The organism is Actinacidiphila bryophytorum, from assembly GCF_016916835.1.
Taxonomy (GTDB): domain Bacteria; phylum Actinomycetota; class Actinomycetes; order Streptomycetales; family Streptomycetaceae; genus Actinacidiphila; species Actinacidiphila bryophytorum.
Map to the genome: position 1 here is coordinate 85,496 of NZ_JAFFIX010000026.1, position 17,467 is coordinate 102,962.

The 17,467-nt window shown below is 74.6% G+C and carries 12 protein-coding genes and 1 pseudogene; 4 read left to right on the plus strand and 9 right to left on the minus strand.

Features of this window, described 5'->3' with window-relative positions; all coding sequences use genetic code 11:
* Positions 1-141: 141 nt before the first annotated feature.
* Both JT723_RS29040 and JT723_RS29045 read right to left on the minus strand, forming a co-directional pair.
* Entirely contained in the window at positions 142-795 is a 654-nt protein-coding gene (locus JT723_RS29040; protein ID WP_205047799.1) for a phosphoribosyltransferase, read from the minus strand.
* A 42-nt stretch (positions 796-837) separates the two neighbouring features.
* Positions 838-1,485 carry a dienelactone hydrolase family protein gene (locus JT723_RS29045; RefSeq protein WP_205047800.1) on the minus strand — a complete coding sequence of 216 codons (648 nt, stop codon included), beginning with the start codon at positions 1,483-1,485 and terminating at the stop codon, positions 838-840.
* 137 nt (positions 1,486-1,622) lie between these two features.
* Here JT723_RS29045 and JT723_RS29050 point away from each other — a divergent pair, with 137 nt between their 5' ends.
* Entirely contained in the window at positions 1,623-2,486 is an 864-nt protein-coding gene (locus JT723_RS29050) for an LLM class flavin-dependent oxidoreductase (protein ID WP_205047801.1), read from the plus strand.
* Between the two features lie 22 nt (positions 2,487-2,508).
* Here JT723_RS29050 and JT723_RS29055 read toward each other — a convergent pair whose 3' ends face one another.
* The 3 genes from JT723_RS29055 to JT723_RS29065 form a co-directional block, all read right to left on the minus strand.
* Complete coding sequence (locus JT723_RS29055; RefSeq protein ID WP_205047802.1) at positions 2,509-3,495, minus strand: helix-turn-helix domain-containing protein; 987 nt, start codon at positions 3,493-3,495, stop codon at positions 2,509-2,511.
* Between the two features lie 101 nt (positions 3,496-3,596).
* On the minus strand, positions 3,597-7,421 hold the full coding sequence (locus JT723_RS29060; protein WP_205047803.1) for a S8 family serine peptidase: 3,825 nt from the start codon (positions 7,419-7,421) through the stop codon (positions 3,597-3,599).
* Positions 7,422-7,843: 422 nt separating this feature from the next.
* Positions 7,844-9,211, minus strand: a complete 1,368-nt coding sequence (locus JT723_RS29065) for an AfsR/SARP family transcriptional regulator (protein ID WP_205047804.1) — start codon at positions 9,209-9,211, stop codon at positions 7,844-7,846.
* A gap of 149 nt (positions 9,212-9,360) precedes the next feature.
* Here JT723_RS29065 and JT723_RS29070 point away from each other — a divergent pair, with 149 nt between their 5' ends.
* Entirely contained in the window at positions 9,361-10,224 is an 864-nt protein-coding gene (locus JT723_RS29070) for a macro domain-containing protein (protein WP_251513201.1), read from the plus strand.
* Positions 10,225-10,300: 76 nt separating this feature from the next.
* Here the strand turns inward: JT723_RS29070 and JT723_RS29075 are convergent, their stop codons facing one another.
* The 4 genes from JT723_RS29075 to ggt form a co-directional block, all read right to left on the minus strand.
* Positions 10,301-10,999, minus strand: a complete 699-nt coding sequence (locus JT723_RS29075) for a TIR domain-containing protein (protein WP_240166345.1) — start codon at positions 10,997-10,999, stop codon at positions 10,301-10,303.
* Positions 11,000-11,004: 5 nt separating this feature from the next.
* The gene (locus JT723_RS29080) at positions 11,005-12,624 is read right to left on the minus strand and encodes an AbeC-like domain-containing protein (RefSeq protein WP_251513203.1); all 1,620 of its coding nucleotides are present in this window, start codon (positions 12,622-12,624) and stop codon (positions 11,005-11,007) included.
* Positions 12,625-12,679: 55 nt separating this feature from the next.
* Complete coding sequence (locus JT723_RS29085) at positions 12,680-13,447, minus strand: hypothetical protein (RefSeq protein ID WP_205047805.1); 768 nt, start codon at positions 13,445-13,447, stop codon at positions 12,680-12,682.
* A gap of 315 nt (positions 13,448-13,762) precedes the next feature.
* The gene (ggt, locus tag JT723_RS29090) at positions 13,763-15,613 is read right to left on the minus strand and encodes a gamma-glutamyltransferase (RefSeq protein WP_205047806.1); all 1,851 of its coding nucleotides are present in this window, start codon (positions 15,611-15,613) and stop codon (positions 13,763-13,765) included.
* Between the two features lie 156 nt (positions 15,614-15,769).
* Here ggt and JT723_RS29095 point away from each other — a divergent pair.
* Both JT723_RS29095 and JT723_RS29100 read left to right on the plus strand, forming a co-directional pair.
* Positions 15,770-16,126: pseudogene (locus tag JT723_RS29095) on the plus strand (DUF899 family protein); the annotation flags it as partial.
* 561 nt (positions 16,127-16,687) lie between these two features.
* Entirely contained in the window at positions 16,688-17,425 is a 738-nt protein-coding gene (locus tag JT723_RS29100; protein ID WP_251513218.1) for a glycoside hydrolase domain-containing protein, read from the plus strand.
* Positions 17,426-17,467 lie beyond the last annotated feature (42 nt).

Below are 17,467 nucleotides of genomic sequence, written 5' to 3' on the forward strand. Positions count from 1 at the left end.
ACACGCCATGGACCTGACACATCGGCACGACACACCAGTATCAGGAGCCGCTCAGTCGGGCCACAAGGGCAGAACCGGGCAAGTGCCGCCGCCACCGTCGGAGTTCAGCTCAGCGGGAAGCGCGCCTCCGCGATCGGCAGGTCACCGCCCGGCGCCGGTGTGCAGCGCGTCCAGCACGTCCTGGTCGGAGAGCTGGTCGAAGCGGTCGTACCACAGGCCGACCGCGGTGAAGGCGGGCGGGCAGTGCAGGCACACGACGTCGTCCGCCTCGGTGCGCAGCAGCGCCGACGCCTGCGGCGAGCAGACCGGCACCGCCAGCACGACCCGCTCGGACGGCGCCTGCCGCCGCACCGCACGCACCGCGGCGCGGGCCGTCACGCCTGTCGCGAGCCCGTCGTCCACCACGACCGCGGTGTGCCCGCGCAGGTCGGCGGGCGGCCTGCCCTGCCGGTAGAGCTGTTCGCGGCGCCGCAGTTCCGTACGCTCCCGCGCGACCGTCGCCGCGAGGTCGGCGCGGCTCAGGCCCAGCCGGTCCAGGACGGCCTCGTCGAACAGCGGCTCACCGTCCCCGGTGATCGCGCCGACGCCGAACTCCGGCTGGAAGGGTGCGCCGATCTTGCGGACGACGAGCACGTCGAGCGGGGCGGCCAGCTCCCTGGCCACCTCCCGCGCCACGGGGACCCCGCCTCTGGGCAGGGCGAGGACGACGGGGTCGGGGAGCGCGCCCCGCTCCTGCCGGACGGCCAGCTGCTCCGCCAGCCGCCGCCCTGCCTGCTGCCGGTCGTGGAACTGCATGGCGGCTGCCACTCCTCTCTGCCCCCCGGGACGTGTCCGCGGTCACCCCAGGTGCTCCTCGCACCACCGCCGGGCCGATGCCGCGACCTCCTCCAGCGCTCCCGGCTCCTCGAACAGGTGCGTGGCGCCGGGGACGACCTGCAGGGTGTGCGGGCCGCCCAGGCTGCGGGCGGCCTCCTCGTTCAGCCGCAGGACGTGGCCGTCGCGCCCGCCGACGATCAGCAGGACCGGGGCGCGTACGGCCCGCAGCGCCTCGCCGCCCGCCAGGTCGGGGCGTCCCCCGCGGGAGACCACGGTGAGCACCTTCTCAGGGCGCTCCGCCGCGGCGACCAGGGCCGCAGCCGCACCGGTGCTGGCGCCGAACAGGACCACGGGGAGGTCCCGGGTCGCCGGCTGATCCGCGAGCCAGCCGACCGCGGCCGCCAGCCTGCGGGCCAGCAGCGCGATGTCGAAGCGGTGCTCACCGGTCGCCCGGTCCCGCCGCTCCTCGTCCGCGCTGAGCAGGTCCATCAGCAGGGTGCCGAGACCGGCGGTGCGCAGCTCTGCTGCGACCGCGCGGTTGCGCGGGCTGTGCCGGGAGCTGCCGCTGCCGTGCGCGAACAGCACCACCGCCCGCGCGGCGGCGGGCAGCTCCAGGTCGCCCGCCAGGTCGGCGTCGCCGACGGGCACCGTGACCGCCTGGGAGGTCATCCGCCTCGTCTTCTTCCTCCGTCGCTGCACTTCCAGTGTCCCAAACCGACCCGCCCGGCCGCGAGCGAAGGCGGGACCTGCCGCCGTCGCGCATGCTGGCTGGGAGGGGTGTCCCTGCTGGTGGCTGGAGGCATGTGGTGGAGATCGGGATCGGCCTGCCGAACGCGGTTCCAGGAACGGAACCGGACGCACTCACCGGCTGGGCGCAGCGCGCCGAGGCGGCGGGCTTCAGCACCCTCGGCACGATCGGCCGGCTGGTGTACCCGGGGTACGAGGAGCTGATCGCCCTGACCGCAGCGGCGACCGTCACCCGGCGGATCCGGCTCACGACGAGCGTGCTGATCGGCCCGCTGTACGAGAACAGCGCGCTGCTGGCCAAGCAGGCCGCCTCACTCGACCGGCTCTCCGGCGGGCGGCTGGTCCTGGGCGTCGGCCTGGGCGGTCGCGACGACGACTACGCGGCCGGCGGGATGTCCACCCAGGGCAGGGGGCACCGCCTGGAGGAGCAGATCACCGACATGAAGGACGTGTGGGCCGGCGGCGAGCGCGGGGTGGCAGGGGCGATCGGGCCGGTGCCCGTACGCGACGGCGGCCCCGAGCTGATCCTCGGCGGGGCGACCGCGACCACCTTCCGCCGCGTCGCCCGGCTGGCCGACGGCTGGATCATGGGCGGCGGCACCCCGGAGATGTTCGCCGAGGCCGCGGGGGGCGTGGACGCCGCCTGGCAGGAGGCGGGCCGCAAGGGCACCCCGCGCAAGCTGTCGCTGGCCTACTTCGCGCTGGGACCCGACGCCCGCGCCCAGGCCGACCGGTACCTGCTGCACTACTACGGCTACATGGGCGACGGCGCCCGCCAGGTCGCGGCGGGCGCCGCGGTCACCGCCGACATGGTGAAGTCCTACGTCGCCGCCTTCACCGAGGCCGGCTGCGACGAGCTGATCCTGGTCCCGACCGGCTCCGGGCCCGACCAGGTGGACCTGCTGGCGGAAGCGGTCGCCTGAGGCGGCCCCGCACGGACCGCGTTCAGGCCCAGCCCTTGCGGGCGGCGATCCAGCCGAGCTGGATACGGCTCTCCGCCCCGGCCTTGACCATCAGCTCGCCGATGCGCCGCTGGACGGTGCGCCGGGAGACGCCGAGCTGGCTCGCCGCCGCCTGGTCGGTCAGCCCGGCGAGGACCAGGTTCAGCACCCGGGCGTCGAGCGGGTCGATCGCGTCGGGCCGGGCCTCGGTGACCGCGTCGCCGATCATGTTCAGCGACAGCGGGTAGGCCTGCTCCCAGGCCAGCTCGAAGTAGGCGACCAGCGCCTCCAGGAGTCCGCCGGCGTGCACCAGGACGGAGGCGGCGTCGGTGTTGCGCCCGGGCAGCAGCGGCAGCATCGCCAGCTCGCGGTCGGCGATCATGAACTTCACCGGCACCACGTCGGTGACGCTGACCCGCTGCCCGGCCGAGAGCGCCGCCAGCGCCTGGGCGACCATCCCCGGCTCCTGGAGCGCGTCACGCTGCACGATCGTGCGGTAGAGCACCCCGCGGCGCACCCCTGACTCCTCGGCCGCGTTGCTGCGCGGCGGTACGACGCTCAGCTCGGGCACCATCATCGACCGCACCTCGTGCCGCGCGGACTCCTGCAGCTGGGCGAAGCGGTGCCTGACCGCCTCGACGTCGGTGATCACCTCGACCACGCTGCCGCCGGCGGTGGCGGCCCTGTGCTGGTCGGCCAGCACGAGCAGTTCCAGCTCCGCCGCGTGCAGTTCGTCGCGCCGCGAGCGCAGCACCCCGCCCAGCGCGACCGCGGGCGGCGCGGCCCGGAAGAGGGTCGCGGGCCCCTGCGCGGCGGCGGGCGCGTCGGCCACCGCGAGACCGCGTTCCGCCAGCGCGGTCAGCAGCCGCAGCACCTCGGCGGGCGCCCGCCGGGTCTCGGCGGCCAGCTCCTGGGGGCGGGTGCCGGCGCGGGACACGAGGAGGCGGTAGACCTCCTCCTCGTCGCGGGCAAGACCGAGCGCGGCGAGCATGGGACCCCCTGTGGTGCGGATGGAAGTCCCTGGAGGATACGGAGGCCGCCCGCGGCCCCGACACCGGGTGTCCGGTGGGCGGCGGGCGGCCCCGTGCCAGGTCACGTCAGGCCGTAGGCCCGTGTCACCTCCTGGCTGATGCGGTTGCCCGCGTCGTCCCAGACCTGCGCCTTCAGCGACACGAAGCCCCGGTGCGGCGCGTCGTAGCGGGCGGTCCAGCTGCCGTCGGCCGCCTCGTCCAGGGCGACGGGGTGCCAGCTGCGCCCGTCGTCGTAGGAGACGGCCAGCGTGGCGCCCTTGATCCGGCCGGCGCCTGCCGCGTCCGGCAGGTGGCTGCCGGTGAGCCGCAGGGTCTGCCGGCCGCCGTGCGCGTCGCCCGCCAGGTCGGTGGCGACGCCGTAGTCGAGCTGGAGCAGCGCCATGCGGTCGATCCGGTCCGGGTCCGTGACCGGGGCGGACTTCACCGTCCACACCGTGTGGGTGCGGGGCGAGAGCCGGTAGGCGGCAGGGTCGCGCTCCGCCTTGAGGTCGAGGGTGTACGTGGACGGTGTCGTCGGGATCGGGTAGAGCGTCGCCGACGGCCAGGCCGAGGTCGCGACCTGCTCGCCGTCCTGCCACACGGTGAAGGCCAGGGTGTCGCTGCCGTCCTGCATGGTGCCGCCGTGCTCCTGCCCGCCGGCGCTGTCGGTCCAGGGCTGGACGTTGAAGGACAGGAAGCCCTGCTGCCGCTCCGACCACCAGTAGCCGCCGCCGTTGCGCGGGTGCGCGACGGGGGCGAACCAGTCCTCGGTCACCTTGCTGCCCGCCTTGTACGCGGTGATGGCGCCGTTGGACTCCAGGGCCATGCCGGGACCGGTGATCGCGTCCCCGGCCCAGGTGGTGCCGGGCTGCGCCGAGACGTAGTCGGTGCGCGTGCCGGGCATGTCGATCCGCAGCGGGGAGCCGAGCGAGTACGTGCGGTAGGGCCGGTAGTCCCAGCGGAATTCGCCGCTGGGGTAGGAGGTGGTGCCGTGGAAGCGCATGTCCACGGTGGCCAGCTCCGACGGCTTGGGCCGGTAGGTCAGACCGGTGGCCGGGATGCGGCCCGGGTGCGGGTCGGCCAGGTCGTAGACGTACGGCGAGTTGGGCACCCCGTCGGCGGCCAGCCGCAGCCCGCCGCGGCGGGCCTGGGCGACCAGCGGTGCCCCCTCGCGTGCGGTCACCGTCACCACGGGCACCGCGCTGTAGTCGCCCGCGTCGGTGCCGACCCACTCCAGCAGCTTGCCGGGGGTGTCGTTCACCACGACCAGCAGGGCCGCACCCGCGTCGGCTGCGGCCTGTGCCCGCTGGGAGCCGGTGACCGCGTCGCTGCGGGTGACCAGCACCGCCTTCCCCTCGGCGTCGAGGCCGCTGTAGTCGGCGGGGGCGCCGGCTCCCGCGTAGACGGTGTCCAGCCGCTTCCTGCCGTCGTAGAAGGCGCTGCCGCTCTGGGCCAGTACGGTGACCGGCTTCCCGTCGCGGGTGAGCGTCAGCAGCGGCTGGGCCTTGCGCCAGCGCGTCTCGTACTCGAAGATGCCCTGCGTGACCTGCCGGGTGGGCTGCACGAACATGCTGTCGTAGGCGGGTCCGAGCAGGTACTGCGAGTCCAGGGTGCTCAGCCCGCCGTCGGAGCGGTGCCAGTCCATGTACAGCGTCCGGTCCTCGGTGGTGCGCGGCACCTGCGCGGTGACCTCGCGTGCCTGGCTCGCGTCCAGGTCCAGCTGCCGGTCCTGGTCGAGGGTGATCTCCGGGTCGCCGAGCAGCGCCATGCCCACCGAGTCGGGGCCGTGGCTGCCGGCGACGTCGAGGTAGGTCAGTGCGCTGTAGGTGCCCGAGCGCAGCCGTACGGTGAGCCGGCCGGTGTCGCCGACCTGGATCAGCTGGGGGTCGGCGTCGGTGCCGAACTGCTGGAGTTCGACCAGGGCGGCGGCGGGCCTGCCCGCCCGGTCCTTGACGGTGATGTCCAGCGCGTGCCGCTCGTCCTCCTTGTACAGGCCGACCTGGGTGCGGGTCAGCACCGCGCCCGCGGCGTCGCTCGCGGTGACCTGCCCCAGGTAGCGGCGGCCTGCCGCGCCGAGGTGCGGCCGGGCGGTGGCGGTGACCGATGCGGAGCCGTGCGCGGGCACCGTCAGGGTGTCGGCGGACAGCGTGAACATCCCGGCCGGTGCGGGGGTGCCGGCGTCGGCGCCCGGGTCCACGTCGTAGGGTCCGCCGGCCACCTCGGCGCTCAGCGACAGGTGCAGGTCGACCGCGCCGGAGCCGCTGTTGCGGTACGTCACGGTGCGCTCGGCCGGCGCCTGGTCATCGTAGGGCCAGCTGTCGAAGCCGAAGTAGGCGGAGCCGGTCGCGGTCACGGCCGCGCCGAGCGAGGCGGGCACGTCGACGCGGCCGGCGCCCACCTGGTAGGCGGTGCTGCCGGGAAGCTCCTTGGCGGTGCTCATCAGCGCGTCCTTGAGCTGCGGCGCCGTCCAGTCGGGGTGTTCCTCCGCCAGGATCGCGGCCGCGCCCGCCACGTGCGGCGTCGCCATCGACGTACCGCTCATCGTCTGGTACCAGCCGGTCTCCGCGCTGCCGCCCGCCTTGGCGGCGACGATGTCGACACCGGGGGCGGCGATGTCCGGCTTGAGGGCGTAGTCGCCGAAGCGCGGGCCGAGGGTGGAGAAGGAGGCGAGCTGGTCACCGGAGTCCACGGCGGCCACGGTCAGCGCCGAGTCGGCGGTGCCGGGGGCGCTCATCGAGGCCTCGGCGCCGGTGTTGCCCGCGGCGACCACGAACAGCGCGCCGCTCTGCGCCGAGAGCCGGTCCACCGCCTGGCTCATCGGGTCGGTGCCGTCGCTGGGGTCGGTGCCGCCCAGGCTCATGCTGACCACCCTGGCGCCCTGCGCCACCGCCCACTCCATACCGGCGATCACCCAGGAGTCGTCGCCTGAGCCCTCGTCGGAGAGCACCTTGCCCACCAGCAGGTCGGCGCCGGGCGCCACGCCCTTCTCCACACCGCCGGAGGCGGCACCGCTGCCGCCCACCGTGGATGCGGTGTGGGTGCCGTGGCCGTTGCCGTCCTGCGTCGACTCACCGGGCACGAAGCTGACGGCCTCGCTGACCCGGCCTGCCAGGTCGGGGTGGTGGGAGTCGACTCCGGTGTCCAGCACGGCGACCTTGACGCCCTTGCCGTCGTCGCCCGCCGCCCAGGCGGCGGGGGCGCCGATCTGCGCGGTGCTGTCCTGCAGGTCGGCGCGGACCTTGCCGTCGAGCCAGACCTTGGCCAGGCCGTCCCGCAGCAGCGGCGCCGGGGTCCCGGTGGCGGCCGTCGCCACGGCCTGCGGTGCCGCCGGGGCCGGGACGACCGAGGTCCACAGCTGCCTGGCGTGCTTCTTGGCGGCCTTGACCGAGGTCCCGTCGATGCTGGGCAGCGACCGCACCCGGGTGCTGCCGCTGGGCAGGGTGCGCGTCGCCAGCGGCTGGGCCGCTCCCGGGCGCCAGCCGAGGATCAGCGGGATGCCGTCGCTGTGCTGGTCGTCGTAGCCCTGCCCGATCAGCGCGGTGACGTCGAAGAGCCGCCGGTCCAGCCGGTCGGCGGCCAGGTACGGCATCGCCTCGTCGGGGTAGACGTACAGGTCGCCCCCGACGACCTCGGTCCTGACCCCGCCGGTGGCGCCGTGCGGGCGGGTGACGTCGACTTGCTGCGGACCCGTGCCGGGTCCCGACACCCGGACCACGTCGCCGGTGAGCAGGGTGACGGTGTGCGGGCCGCCCGCCGCGGGGGCCGCGGGCGCCGGGGCCGGTGCGGGGGTGTCCGCTGCCGCCGGTCCGGCCGGCCCCGACAGCGACGCGAGGACGGCCACAAGGGTGGCGGCCGTCGCCGTCGCTGCCCGCCGGCCACGTCTGCGGGAAGGTGTGAGGGAGGTCATGCGCAGGTCCTACCGGCCGCCGGCGGCGGAAGGGAACGGCGTTCGGCTGGCACGAAAGCGCCACGTCTCATATGTGCCAGGGCGGCCGGCTCTCCCCCGGGCGGCCGGTGCGGCCCGCCGCCCGGAACGGGCTCTGCGGGGGCGGCGGTTCGGGCCTGCGCCGGGCGGCGCGGCAGGGCCGGCGGCGTCACGGGCCGAGCCGGCCCGCGGCGCCGCCGGAAGCGGACCGGAAGCGGGGCGCGGCTACCCGCGGAAGCGGTCGCGGGGGTCCACTGGGTCTGCGGGGCCGGGCCGCCGCGGCCGGCGTTCGGGACCGGCACTCGGGGACCGGCAGGACCATGCCGCGTGGGGTCGGGGGGATGCGGATGCACCTGTCGAACGGTCCGCACCGGCCGCGGTCACGCCGCCCGGCCCCGCCCCGGCTAAGTCTCGCCCTCTCCCGGCCCCGCCTGCTGGAAGCGCTTCTCGACCGGCCCCAGGTCGGTGCCCGCAAGGTCCTCGGCCCGTATCACGATCCGCAGTTCGGGGGTGAGCGCGGGATCGCGGCGGCAGGCGGCGATGAAGGAGTCGACGATCAGGGCCGCGAGCTGGCCCCGGTCCAGCTCCGTGACACGGGCGAGGCCCGCGCCGATCAGCGGGAGCGCGAGCGGCCTGAACTGGCCGTGCACGGCCACCGCTGCCCACAGGCTCTCCAGGCTGGTCCGCAGGTCCTCGTGCCGGGAGCGGGCCACCAGGTCGTTGCCGAGCCGGGAGTAGGCGGTCGCGAACACCCGGCGGCCGTCCACCGGGACGGCGACCGTGGTGCCGACCGGGTAGCGCACCCGCCGGCCGCGCGGCTTGTCCCTGACGCTCTCGGTGCCGAGGGCCGGCACCCCGCGCAGCCCTGCCTGCAGCTTCTCGTCCAGCAGCCGGCGCTGCCCGGCGAAGAGGTGGTCGACCAGCTGCCCCTGGACGCTCCCGCGGCTGATCACGACGTCCTGGTCGGTGGCCGTGTCGAAGGTGTCGGTGAAGCCGACCACGAGGTTGGCGTCCTGCTGCTCGAACAGGTCGCCGCGCAGCAGCACGACGTCCACCCGCCGGCCGGGCAGCGGCACGGCGTGCCGCAGCAGTTCGTCCCCGTGCCGCGCCCGCAGCTCGGCGCGCAGCGCGTCGAGGGTGCGGGCCGCCTCCCGGTCGTCGGGGTGGTCGCGGGCGATCGACTCGGCGACCGGCAGCGCCAGGTCGGGACGGCCGAGCCGGGTCCTGGCACTCACCAGTTCACGGCGGGCCGAGTCCTGCAGTGCGGCAAGCCGGCGGATGTACGCTGCCGCGAACTCCTCGCCGTGCACCTCGGCCAGCGGCCGGCCGCGCACCATGGCCAGCGCCTCGCCCAGCCGGTGGGCCGCGGTGGCGGGCGGGGCGAGCAGTGCGGCGCCGACGACCGCGGTGAACTCCTCGCTGTCCACCTCCCCAGGACCCGGCACCAGGCGGTAGGCGGTCTCCGGGCCTGCCACGGTGACCTGCTGCTCGGTGCGCAGGACCCGGGCTGCGGTGCCGTCCTGCCGCGGGTCGAGGGCGCGCCGCAGCTCCAGGACGCGCTTTTGCACCTCGTTGCGCCCGCGCTGGGCCAGATGCCGCGGCTCGTCGGCCATCCCCCACACGTCGCGGCGCAGTGTGCGTACGGGAACCGCCTCGCCCTCCGCGGCGACGAGCCGGACCAGCAGCCGGGTGGTCAGCGGCGTCAACCGGACCTCGGCGCCGTCGACTTCGAGCTGCACCGGCCCCAGCACCCTGATCCGGATCCGCGTCATCGCCACCACCGCCCGCCCCTGCCCCCGCACCGGACACCCCCGGGAGCGTCCGCCAGATTACCAACACACCCGGGACAAACCCTGCGTTACGGGAATCCCGCCGTAGGCGTTCGGCAACTGCCGGACGGGGCAGGGCAGCGGGGGCGGACGTGCTGACGCGGCGCGGGCGACAGGTGCTGCTGCGCAATGCCATGGCGGCCTTCGGCGGGATATCCGCGGTCCTGCAGTTCGTGGCCCAGTTCTTCCCGCGCAGCTTCCCCGACTCCGGCCCCGTGGCCGCGGTGTCGCTGGCCGCGTGCCTGGTGTGGGGGCTCAGCCGTGCCCGGCCGGTACGGCGGGTGCGGCAGGAGTTCCGTCGGCCCGACATGGCGATCGTGGTCGAGGAGGGCGACCTGTTCGAGCAGCAGGACGCGAGCCTCGTGGTCGGCTTCTGCGACACCTTCGACACCGCGTCGGACGGCGGGGCGGTCATCGACGGGTCCAGTGTGCAGGCGCAGTTGCTGCTGCGGCGCTACGGCGGCGATGTGCGCAGGCTCGACGCGGCGCTGGACAGCGCGCTCGGCGGTGTCGAGCCCGTGGCGCGCGAGGACCGCACGGGCAAGCCGCTGGGCAAGCTGGACCGCTACCCGGTCGGCACCGTCGCGGTGCTGGGCGCCCGGCCGCGGCTGACCTTCGCCACCGCCTACAGCCGTATCGGCAACGACCTCGTGGCCGCCTCCAGCGTCGAGGACCTGTGGTTCAGCCTCAACCGCCTGTGGGACACGGTGAGTCGGCACGCCCGGCCGGAAGCGGTGGCGATGCCGCTGGTCGGCTCCGGGCTGTCCCGGCTCGACCACCTGGACCAGGAGAGCCTGCTCCGGCTGATCCTGATGTCCTTCGTCGCCCGCTCCCGCGAGGGCGCGATCTGCCGCGAACTGCGGGTCGTGGTACGCCCGGCCGACCTGGCGCGGATCAACATGCCCGAGGTGGCGGCCTTCCTGCGCACACTGGCGTCGGGGCTGGACCGGGGGTGAGGCCGCCCGCCGGGGACGAACAGCGGGCGGCGGGAAGGGGCCGGCCCTTCCCGCCGCCCGCTGCGGCAGTTGCGCCTCAGGCCAGGCGCCGGTAGGCCGCCAGGTCGCGGAAGTGCCGGGTCTCCCGCCACTCGGGACCTGAGTCGTCGAGCCGGCAGCCGGCCAGCTCCAGCCGTGCGGCGATCTTGGCGAGGGAGGTCAGCGAGCCGTCGAAGCGGATGACGTTGAGCCCCTCGATGTCGGCCGCGTGCCGCAGCCGCCCGACCTCCACGATGACCGTCCGCTCGGGGTAGGCCATCAGCACCATGCCCAGCTCGATGAGCACGTTCTGCCGCGGCTGGCCGGTGTAGCGGATCTCGTCGGCGCGCTCCTCGTCGCCCAGCAGGTCCGGGTGCAGCTTGGCGGTGTCGTCCGGGGTGAGCAGGACCAGGGCGGCCTGCGCCTGGGAGGGCGCGTTGGCGACGACCTCGCCCAGGTAGGGCGAGGTCTTGCCGGTGGCCCGCACCAGCTCCTCCCACTCCAGCGGGCGCAGGTCGAGCCGGCGCAGCAGCGCGAACATCTCCCGCCGCACCTCCTCGTCGCGGCCGTGCACCACGAACACGTTGCGGCTGCGGTCGCCTTGGACCGTGCCGGACGCGCTCGGCGTGCCCGACGTACCGCTGTCCTGAGCCCGGCTGGTCCGTCCCGGACGGTAGACGTAGCCGAAGTCGCTGTTCCTGCCGCCCGAGACGGTCATGCGCCGGTCCTGGTAGCCGTCGCCGTCGTTGTCGCCCATGGGCGTCACTCCCCCTGGCTTCCTGCGGAACCGCCGTCCGACGGTCCGTGCTCGTAGCTGAAGTTCCTGTTGTTCCCGCCGGACACGTTCATGCTCTTGTCCTCGTAGTTGAGGATGTTGTTCTGCGCCCGGTCGTGGTCGGTGAGGTCCACGTTGTGCTCGTCCAGGAAGGTGCGGATGATCTCCAGCAGCCGGCGCTCCACGATCTGGGTGTACTTGAGGGCGTCGGAGCGCTGGAAGAAGTGGTGGTAGTGGTCGTTCGTCGCCATCTCCCGCACGCTGGTGAGCGCACCGCAGTTGACGGACTTGGTGACGTAGCGGCCCAGGCGCAGTTCGCTGCTGTCCGACTTCTGCGCCGCCTCCTCGCCCACGCTGAGCGCGCTTCCGCGCCGCCCGGGGCGTACCAGCGACCGCATCCCCGAGGGCAGGTACCGGTCGGGGACCGCCCGCAGCGGGAAGAGCCCCAGGCCCAGCACCCACAGCGGCGCCGACGTGACCATGTCCCACGCCACCCGCACCGCCAGCCGGCCGTCGAAGGCGTCGGGCAGCCGGTCCACGAGGTGGAAGTCCTCGACCAGCGGCCCCAGGACGTGCGGGTAGAACTCGGTGTGCAGGGTGCTGCCCTTGAGGTCGAAACCCACGAAGATCGAGGTCACCAGCTCCTCGTTCCACGAGCCGATCCGCACGCACAGGTACTCGCGGGCCGCGTCGTAGTCCTCACGCCAGTGCACGTCCGGCAGGTCGTCGAGGCCGGGCAGCCGGGACCAACCGGGGCTGCGGGTGCGGTCGTTGGTCCTGACCGCGGTGGTGAAACGGCGCCGCTCGACGGTCAGCCCCTCGATGCGCTCGTCGTGCCGCGCCCGCTCGCGCAGGTCCTCCGCCATGCGGCGGGCGACGTAGCCGGTGATCTCGTCCACGGTGAAGGGCACGACGGGCTTGCGCTCATCGGTGTCCACGCCGATCCCCCGGCTCCGGCCCGCGCCCTCCCCGTTCGCGCCGCGGTCCTTCGGCGTGACGCGCAACTTGCGGGCGCCGATGAGCAGTTGGGCGTTCGCCCAGTCGCGGGTGCCGTATCCCGCGCCGACGAAGGGCACGAAGCCGCCGTAGAAGACCAGGCTCTCGCTGGCCGACTGCTCGCTGTCGATCTTGTGGATCAGCGGGGCGGTCAGGGTGCGGTTGGCGGGGTAGGCCCCGTCGAAGCCGCCGTCGGTGCCGGTCTCCTTGAGCGGGCCCATCAGGATGTGCAGGGTGGCGATCCGGCGCAGGTAGGCGAGCGCCCACACCGCCCAGCACATCAGCAGCACCGCGGTCAGCAGGTTCACGCTGTCGCGGAGTATCCATAAGAGCGCCACCGAGCCCGCGCTGAGCCAGAGTTGGAGGCGGCGCAGCCGGCGGGCCGCGAGGGCGTGCGCGAGGACCGACACGGCGTCGTAGCCGTAGGAGGGCGCGACGACCCGGAAGCGGTTCTTGACCAGTTCGCGGATGACCGCCTTGCGGTAGCCGGGGTCGAGGTAGGTGCCGGCGGACAGCAGCCGGGTGGCCTTGGTGCGCGCGTACGCACGGGCCGGCGGCGGCGTCTGCGGCGGGTCGGGGGGACGGTGGTGCGGTGCCTGGATGATGGTCACGGTGGATCGCTCCGGTTGTGCCGCCGCACCCGCGCGGGGTGCGGGCGCGGGATGGTCAGGAGGTCGGGGTCACTTTGCCGCCGGTGATCCGGCCGCCGCTGACGGTGAAGGTGGCGTCGTAGGAGTCCGCCGTACCGTCGGTCTGCCAGGCGTCGAAGTACACCTGGACGACGTCCCCTTGGACGGACCGGAAGGTGACGGCGTCGGACGAGGTGGTGGAGAAGCCGGCGACGTAGGAGTCGTAGTCCGCGGCGAAGTTGCTGCCGCCCAGATTCCAGGCGGTGCGGTAGTCGCGGTTGTTGATCGCGTCGAAGTAGGCGGCGACGACCGCCTGCGAACCGGCGTATGCGGTGGGCGTGTCGGTGCTGCTCGCCGTGTCGGTGGCCTGGTCGGCGGCCGGATCGGTGGTGACGTCCGTGCCACCGGCCGGGTCGGTCGGCGCCGTCGTCTCCGGTGCGGGTGTGTCCTCCTCGGGCGCCGTGGTCGCGGGGCCGGGCAGGTCCTGCGGTGTCCACGTCGGGAGGAGGTCGCCGCCGGAGGAGGAGTCGGCGACGGCGCCGCCCGCCGAGGTGTCGGCGCCCAGGACGACGGAACTGCCGTGCGGGGCCGCCGAGTCGGAGCCGCCGCCCGACCCGCCGACGGCCAGGCCGATCAGCAGGAGGACGAGCAGCGGCACGCCGACGACTGCCAGGCCCCAGGTGCGGGCGGGTCCGGCGGCGGGCACCAGCCCGACGTGGCGGTAGGACTCCGGCGGCCCCGGCTTGACGGGGTCGGGCGGCAGGTCGGGGCGGGGTATCGGGGGCGGCGGTGCTGGATCGTGCACGGGTGACTCCCTCGGTCATGGTGGTACGCCGACTCGCTCACCCGCCTGCTTACACGTCGGCTTCACCCGCTGTGACCGGGTTGTTGCCATATCGTCCAATGTCAGTAGGCCGGTGGGGGCCGATGCGCGACCCCCACCGGTCCGCCGCCGTCCGGCCTGCGAGGCCGGGCCGGCCGGCGCCGGTGTGCGGAAGGGCTGTTGACCCGTCGATCCCACCGGCTGCGCCGCTTCCCCGGCCAGAACCGGCCCGCTTCCGATCCGCTTCCGGCACGTCGGCGGCCCGGCTCCGTACGCCCCCGGCGGCCGCCTGCGCCCCTACCGGCCCGGGCGCACCACCATCGCCGAGCCGCCGCCCCGTCGTACCGGCTCCGCCGCGGCCAGCCAGCGGCCGTCGGCCAGCCGCTGGATGCCGGTGGCCGCGCCGATCTCCGGGTTCTGTTTGAACCGGTGGCCGATGCCCTCCAGCTCCGTCTTCAACGGGCTGTTCCACAGGGCGGGTTCGAGTTCCGTGGTGGCCGCGTTGCGCTGGCTGGCGCGGGGCGCGGCGATGGCGTCGAGCAGCGGCAGTCCGCGGTCGACGTGCTCGGTGAGGACCTGGAGCACCGTGGTGATGATGGTGGCGCCGCCGGGCGAGCCGATCGCGAAGTCGGGGCGGCCGTCCTTGAGCACGATGGTCGGCGAGATCGACGAGCGCGGGCGCTTCCCGGGTCCCGGCAGGTTCGGGTCGTGCACGGCCGGGTTGGCGGGCACGAAGGAGAAGTCGGTCAGCTCGTTGTTGAGCAGGAATCCGCGGCCCGGCACGGTGATCGCGCTGCCGCCGGTCTGCTCGATCGTCAGGGTGTACGCGACGACGTCGCCCCACTTGTCGGCGACCGTCAGGTGGGTGGTGTTCTCGCCCTCGTACGTGGTCGGCGCCGCCGTTCCGGTACCGCCGCACGCGGCGGGGTGCGCGGGGTCACCCGGGGCGAGCGGGCTGGTCAGCACCGCGTCGTCCTTGACCAGACAGGCCCGCGAGTCGGCGAAGGCCTGCGAGGTCAGCCCGGCGGTCGGCACCTGCTCGAAGGCCGGGTCGCCGACCCAGCGCCCGCGGTCGGCGAAGGCGATGCGGCTCGCCTCGATGTAGTGGTGCAGATACTGCACCTGCGAGGCGTCGGAGAGGTCGGTGTCCTCCAGGATGTTCAGCGCCTCGCCCACGGTGGTGCCGCCCGACGAGGACGGCGCGGGCCCGTACACGTCGAGACCGCGGTAGGCGGTGTGGGTCGGCGGCTGCTTCTTCGCGGTGTACGACGCCAGGTCCGCGGCGGTCAGGTCGCCGGCGCGCACCACGCGGGTGGCGGCCGGGTCCACCGGAGGCCTGCGCACGGTGCGGACGATGTCGGCGCCGATGTCGCCGTGGTAGATCGCCCCGATGCCCCTGGCGCCCAACTCCTCGTAGGTTCGGGCCAGTTGAGGGTTGTGCAGGGTGGATCCGACGGCCGGCGGCTGCCCGCCCGGCAGGAAGAGCGCGGCGGTGGCGGGGAAGTCCTTGAAGCGGTCCTGGTTGGCCGCGGTCTGGGAGTTGAAGGTCGCGTCCACCGTGAAGCCCTTGCGGGCGATGGCCTCCGCGGGCCGCAGCACCTCACCCAGCGACCGCGTGCCCCACGCGTCGAGCGCGGTCTGCCAGGTCGCCGCGGTGCCGGGCACCCCGACGCTGCGCCCGCTGGTGACCGCGTCAGCGAAGGCCAGCGGCTTGCCGTCCTCCACGAAGAGCTGGTCGGTGGCGCTGTGCGGCGCGGTCTCCCGGCCGTCGACGGTGAAGACCTTGTGCTGTCGGGCGTCGTAGTAGACGAAGTAGCCGCCACCGCCGACACCGGAGGAGTACGGCTCGGTGACGCCGAGGGCCGCCGCGGTGGCGACGGCGGCGTCCACCGCGTTCCCGCCGTGCCGCAGCACCTCGATCCCGGCCGCGGTGGCGTCGGCGTCGACGCTGACCACGGCGCCGCCGTAGCCGACCGCGAGCGGCGACTTGGCCGCGGGTGCCCCCGGGCCGTGGTGGGCGGGGGCGGGGGCGGCAGCGGTGAGGGCGCCGGCCACCGCGGTGACGGCGAGCGCGGCCACCGCGCGTACGGCCCTGAGCCGTACGCGCTGCCGGGGTGAGTGCGGGTACTTGCGACGGTTGCTTCCCATGACGGAGCCTCCACTCGACGACCGTCCCGGCAGCGTAACTTCGCCCCAGCCGCCACGTCAGGAGCACGCGCACGACGGACCCCGGCATTGGCAGCCCCCGGCTCCGGCACACCGCGGCCTCGGCAGACCGCGCGGCCGCACCGATGAGTTCCGGCCGCGCCGGCAGGCGAGCAGATGGGCCACCTGTCCTGCTTCCTGCGCGACGGCGACCGGGCCTTCCTGACGTACTCCACCACCGGCCGCGGCAACGAGGCCGTCAACGGCTCCCTCGCACTGCTCGACATGACCCCCTACGGCCGCGGCGAGGCCTGGGAGGACATCCCCGCGGGCCGCCCGGTCCTCGGCCGGGTCCGCGAGGGCTACCCGGCGCAGGGCGACCAGGCCTGCTGGTACTGGCGTACCGACGCCGACGGCAACGCCACCTGGGGGCCGACCAGCCGCCCCGCCCCCCAGTGGACCCGCCCGGGCGCCGTTCCTGCCGACTCCCTCGGCCGCAGCGACGACCCCCGCTGACCCGACCCGCCGGGGCCGGAACCCGGCCGCGCGGACTCCCCCGCGCCAGGCGGCCGTCCGGCCCGCCGACCTGTCCGTCCACCCGCTGCGACCTGCGACGACCCCCCGCAGAAGCGGAATTGTCAAGTCTGCGGCCTGCGGTCATACTTGCTCCGCTCTGCCGCACTCATCCCAAGGACGCACGTGTCGAAGCGCCGCCTGCCCAAACCCGCGTGGCACCGCTATGTCGGAATCGCCGCCGCCGTCGTCGTGATCGGCGCGGGCGCTGCCGTCGCCGCGGAAGCCGGATCGGGGTCCGGGTCGGGGTCGGGGTCGGGCGGCCCCGCGGCCGCCGGCGCCACCGCCTCGCAGGGCGCCGACAGCGCCGGCGTCCTCCCGGCCGGCGCCTCGCCCGCCGCGTCCGCGTCCGGCACCGCACGTCCGAGCGGGTCCGCGAGCCCGTCCGCCCGGGCCTCGGCGTCCGCGTCCGGTACGGCGACTGCGTCCGCGAGCGCGACCCCCTCGGCGCAGGGAGCTGCCAAGACCACCGCACCGCCCGCGGGCACTGCGACCCCCGCCACGGTGGCGGGGCCGCCGCACCCCGCGTCGGCCCGGGTCTTCACCGGCCTCGCCTTCGACACCTGCACCGCCCCCAGCGCGAGCAAGATGAGCGCATGGAAGGCGAGCAGCCCCTACGGCGGCGCCGCCGTCTACATCGGCGGCCGCAACCGCGGCTGCTCGCAGCCCAACCTCACCTCCTCCTGGGTGAGCAGCACGAGCGCGGCCGGCTGGAAGCTCATACCGATCTACGTCGGCGCCCAGCCGCCGTGCCAGACCAGCGGCAGCCCCGAGCGGATCACCGCGGCCGACGCGGCCTCCCTCGGCGCGTCCGACGGCGCCGACGCGGTCGCGAAGGCGAAGGCCCTGGGCATGCGCGGCGGCAGCGCCGTCTACCTCGACATGGAGGCCTTCGACGCGAGCGACAGCGCGTGCGTCACCTCCGTGCTCACCTACGTGCAGGCGTGGGACAAGGCCCTGCACACCCGCGGCTACTGGGCCGGCTTCTACGGCTTCAGCTCCTCCAGCGCCGCGGTCGTCGCCAAGGCCAAACCGACGACCCCCGACATGCCCGACGTCCTGTGGTACGCCCGCTACGACGGCAACGACAGCACGACGGCCGGCTTCCCCTTCTCCTCCGGCCTGTGGACCGGCCACCGCCGCGGCCACCAGTACCAGGTCAACTCCAAGGAGAGCTACGGCGGCGCGACGATCACCGTCGACCGCGACGCCTGGGACGCCCCGGTGGCCGTCACCGGCTGAGCGCGCCGAATTGAGTCGCCCCGCGAGCGGCGGGCGCTCTAA

Coding starts and splice junctions, on each gene's coding strand:
- JT723_RS29040 (WP_205047799.1), bottom strand. CDS start 795: ATGCAGTTCCACGACCGGCAGCAGGCAGGGCGGCGGCTGGCGGAGCAG.
- JT723_RS29045 (WP_205047800.1), bottom strand. CDS start 1,485: ATGACCTCCCAGGCGGTCACGGTGCCCGTCGGCGACGCCGACCTGGCG.
- JT723_RS29055 (WP_205047802.1), bottom strand. CDS start 3,495: ATGCTCGCCGCGCTCGGTCTTGCCCGCGACGAGGAGGAGGTCTACCGC.
- JT723_RS29060 (WP_205047803.1), bottom strand. CDS start 7,421: ATGACCTCCCTCACACCTTCCCGCAGACGTGGCCGGCGGGCAGCGACG.
- JT723_RS29065 (WP_205047804.1), bottom strand. CDS start 9,211: ATGACGCGGATCCGGATCAGGGTGCTGGGGCCGGTGCAGCTCGAAGTC.
- JT723_RS29075 (WP_240166345.1), bottom strand. CDS start 10,999: ATGGGCGACAACGACGGCGACGGCTACCAGGACCGGCGCATGACCGTC.
- ggt (WP_205047806.1), bottom strand. CDS start 15,613: ATGGGAAGCAACCGTCGCAAGTACCCGCACTCACCCCGGCAGCGCGTA.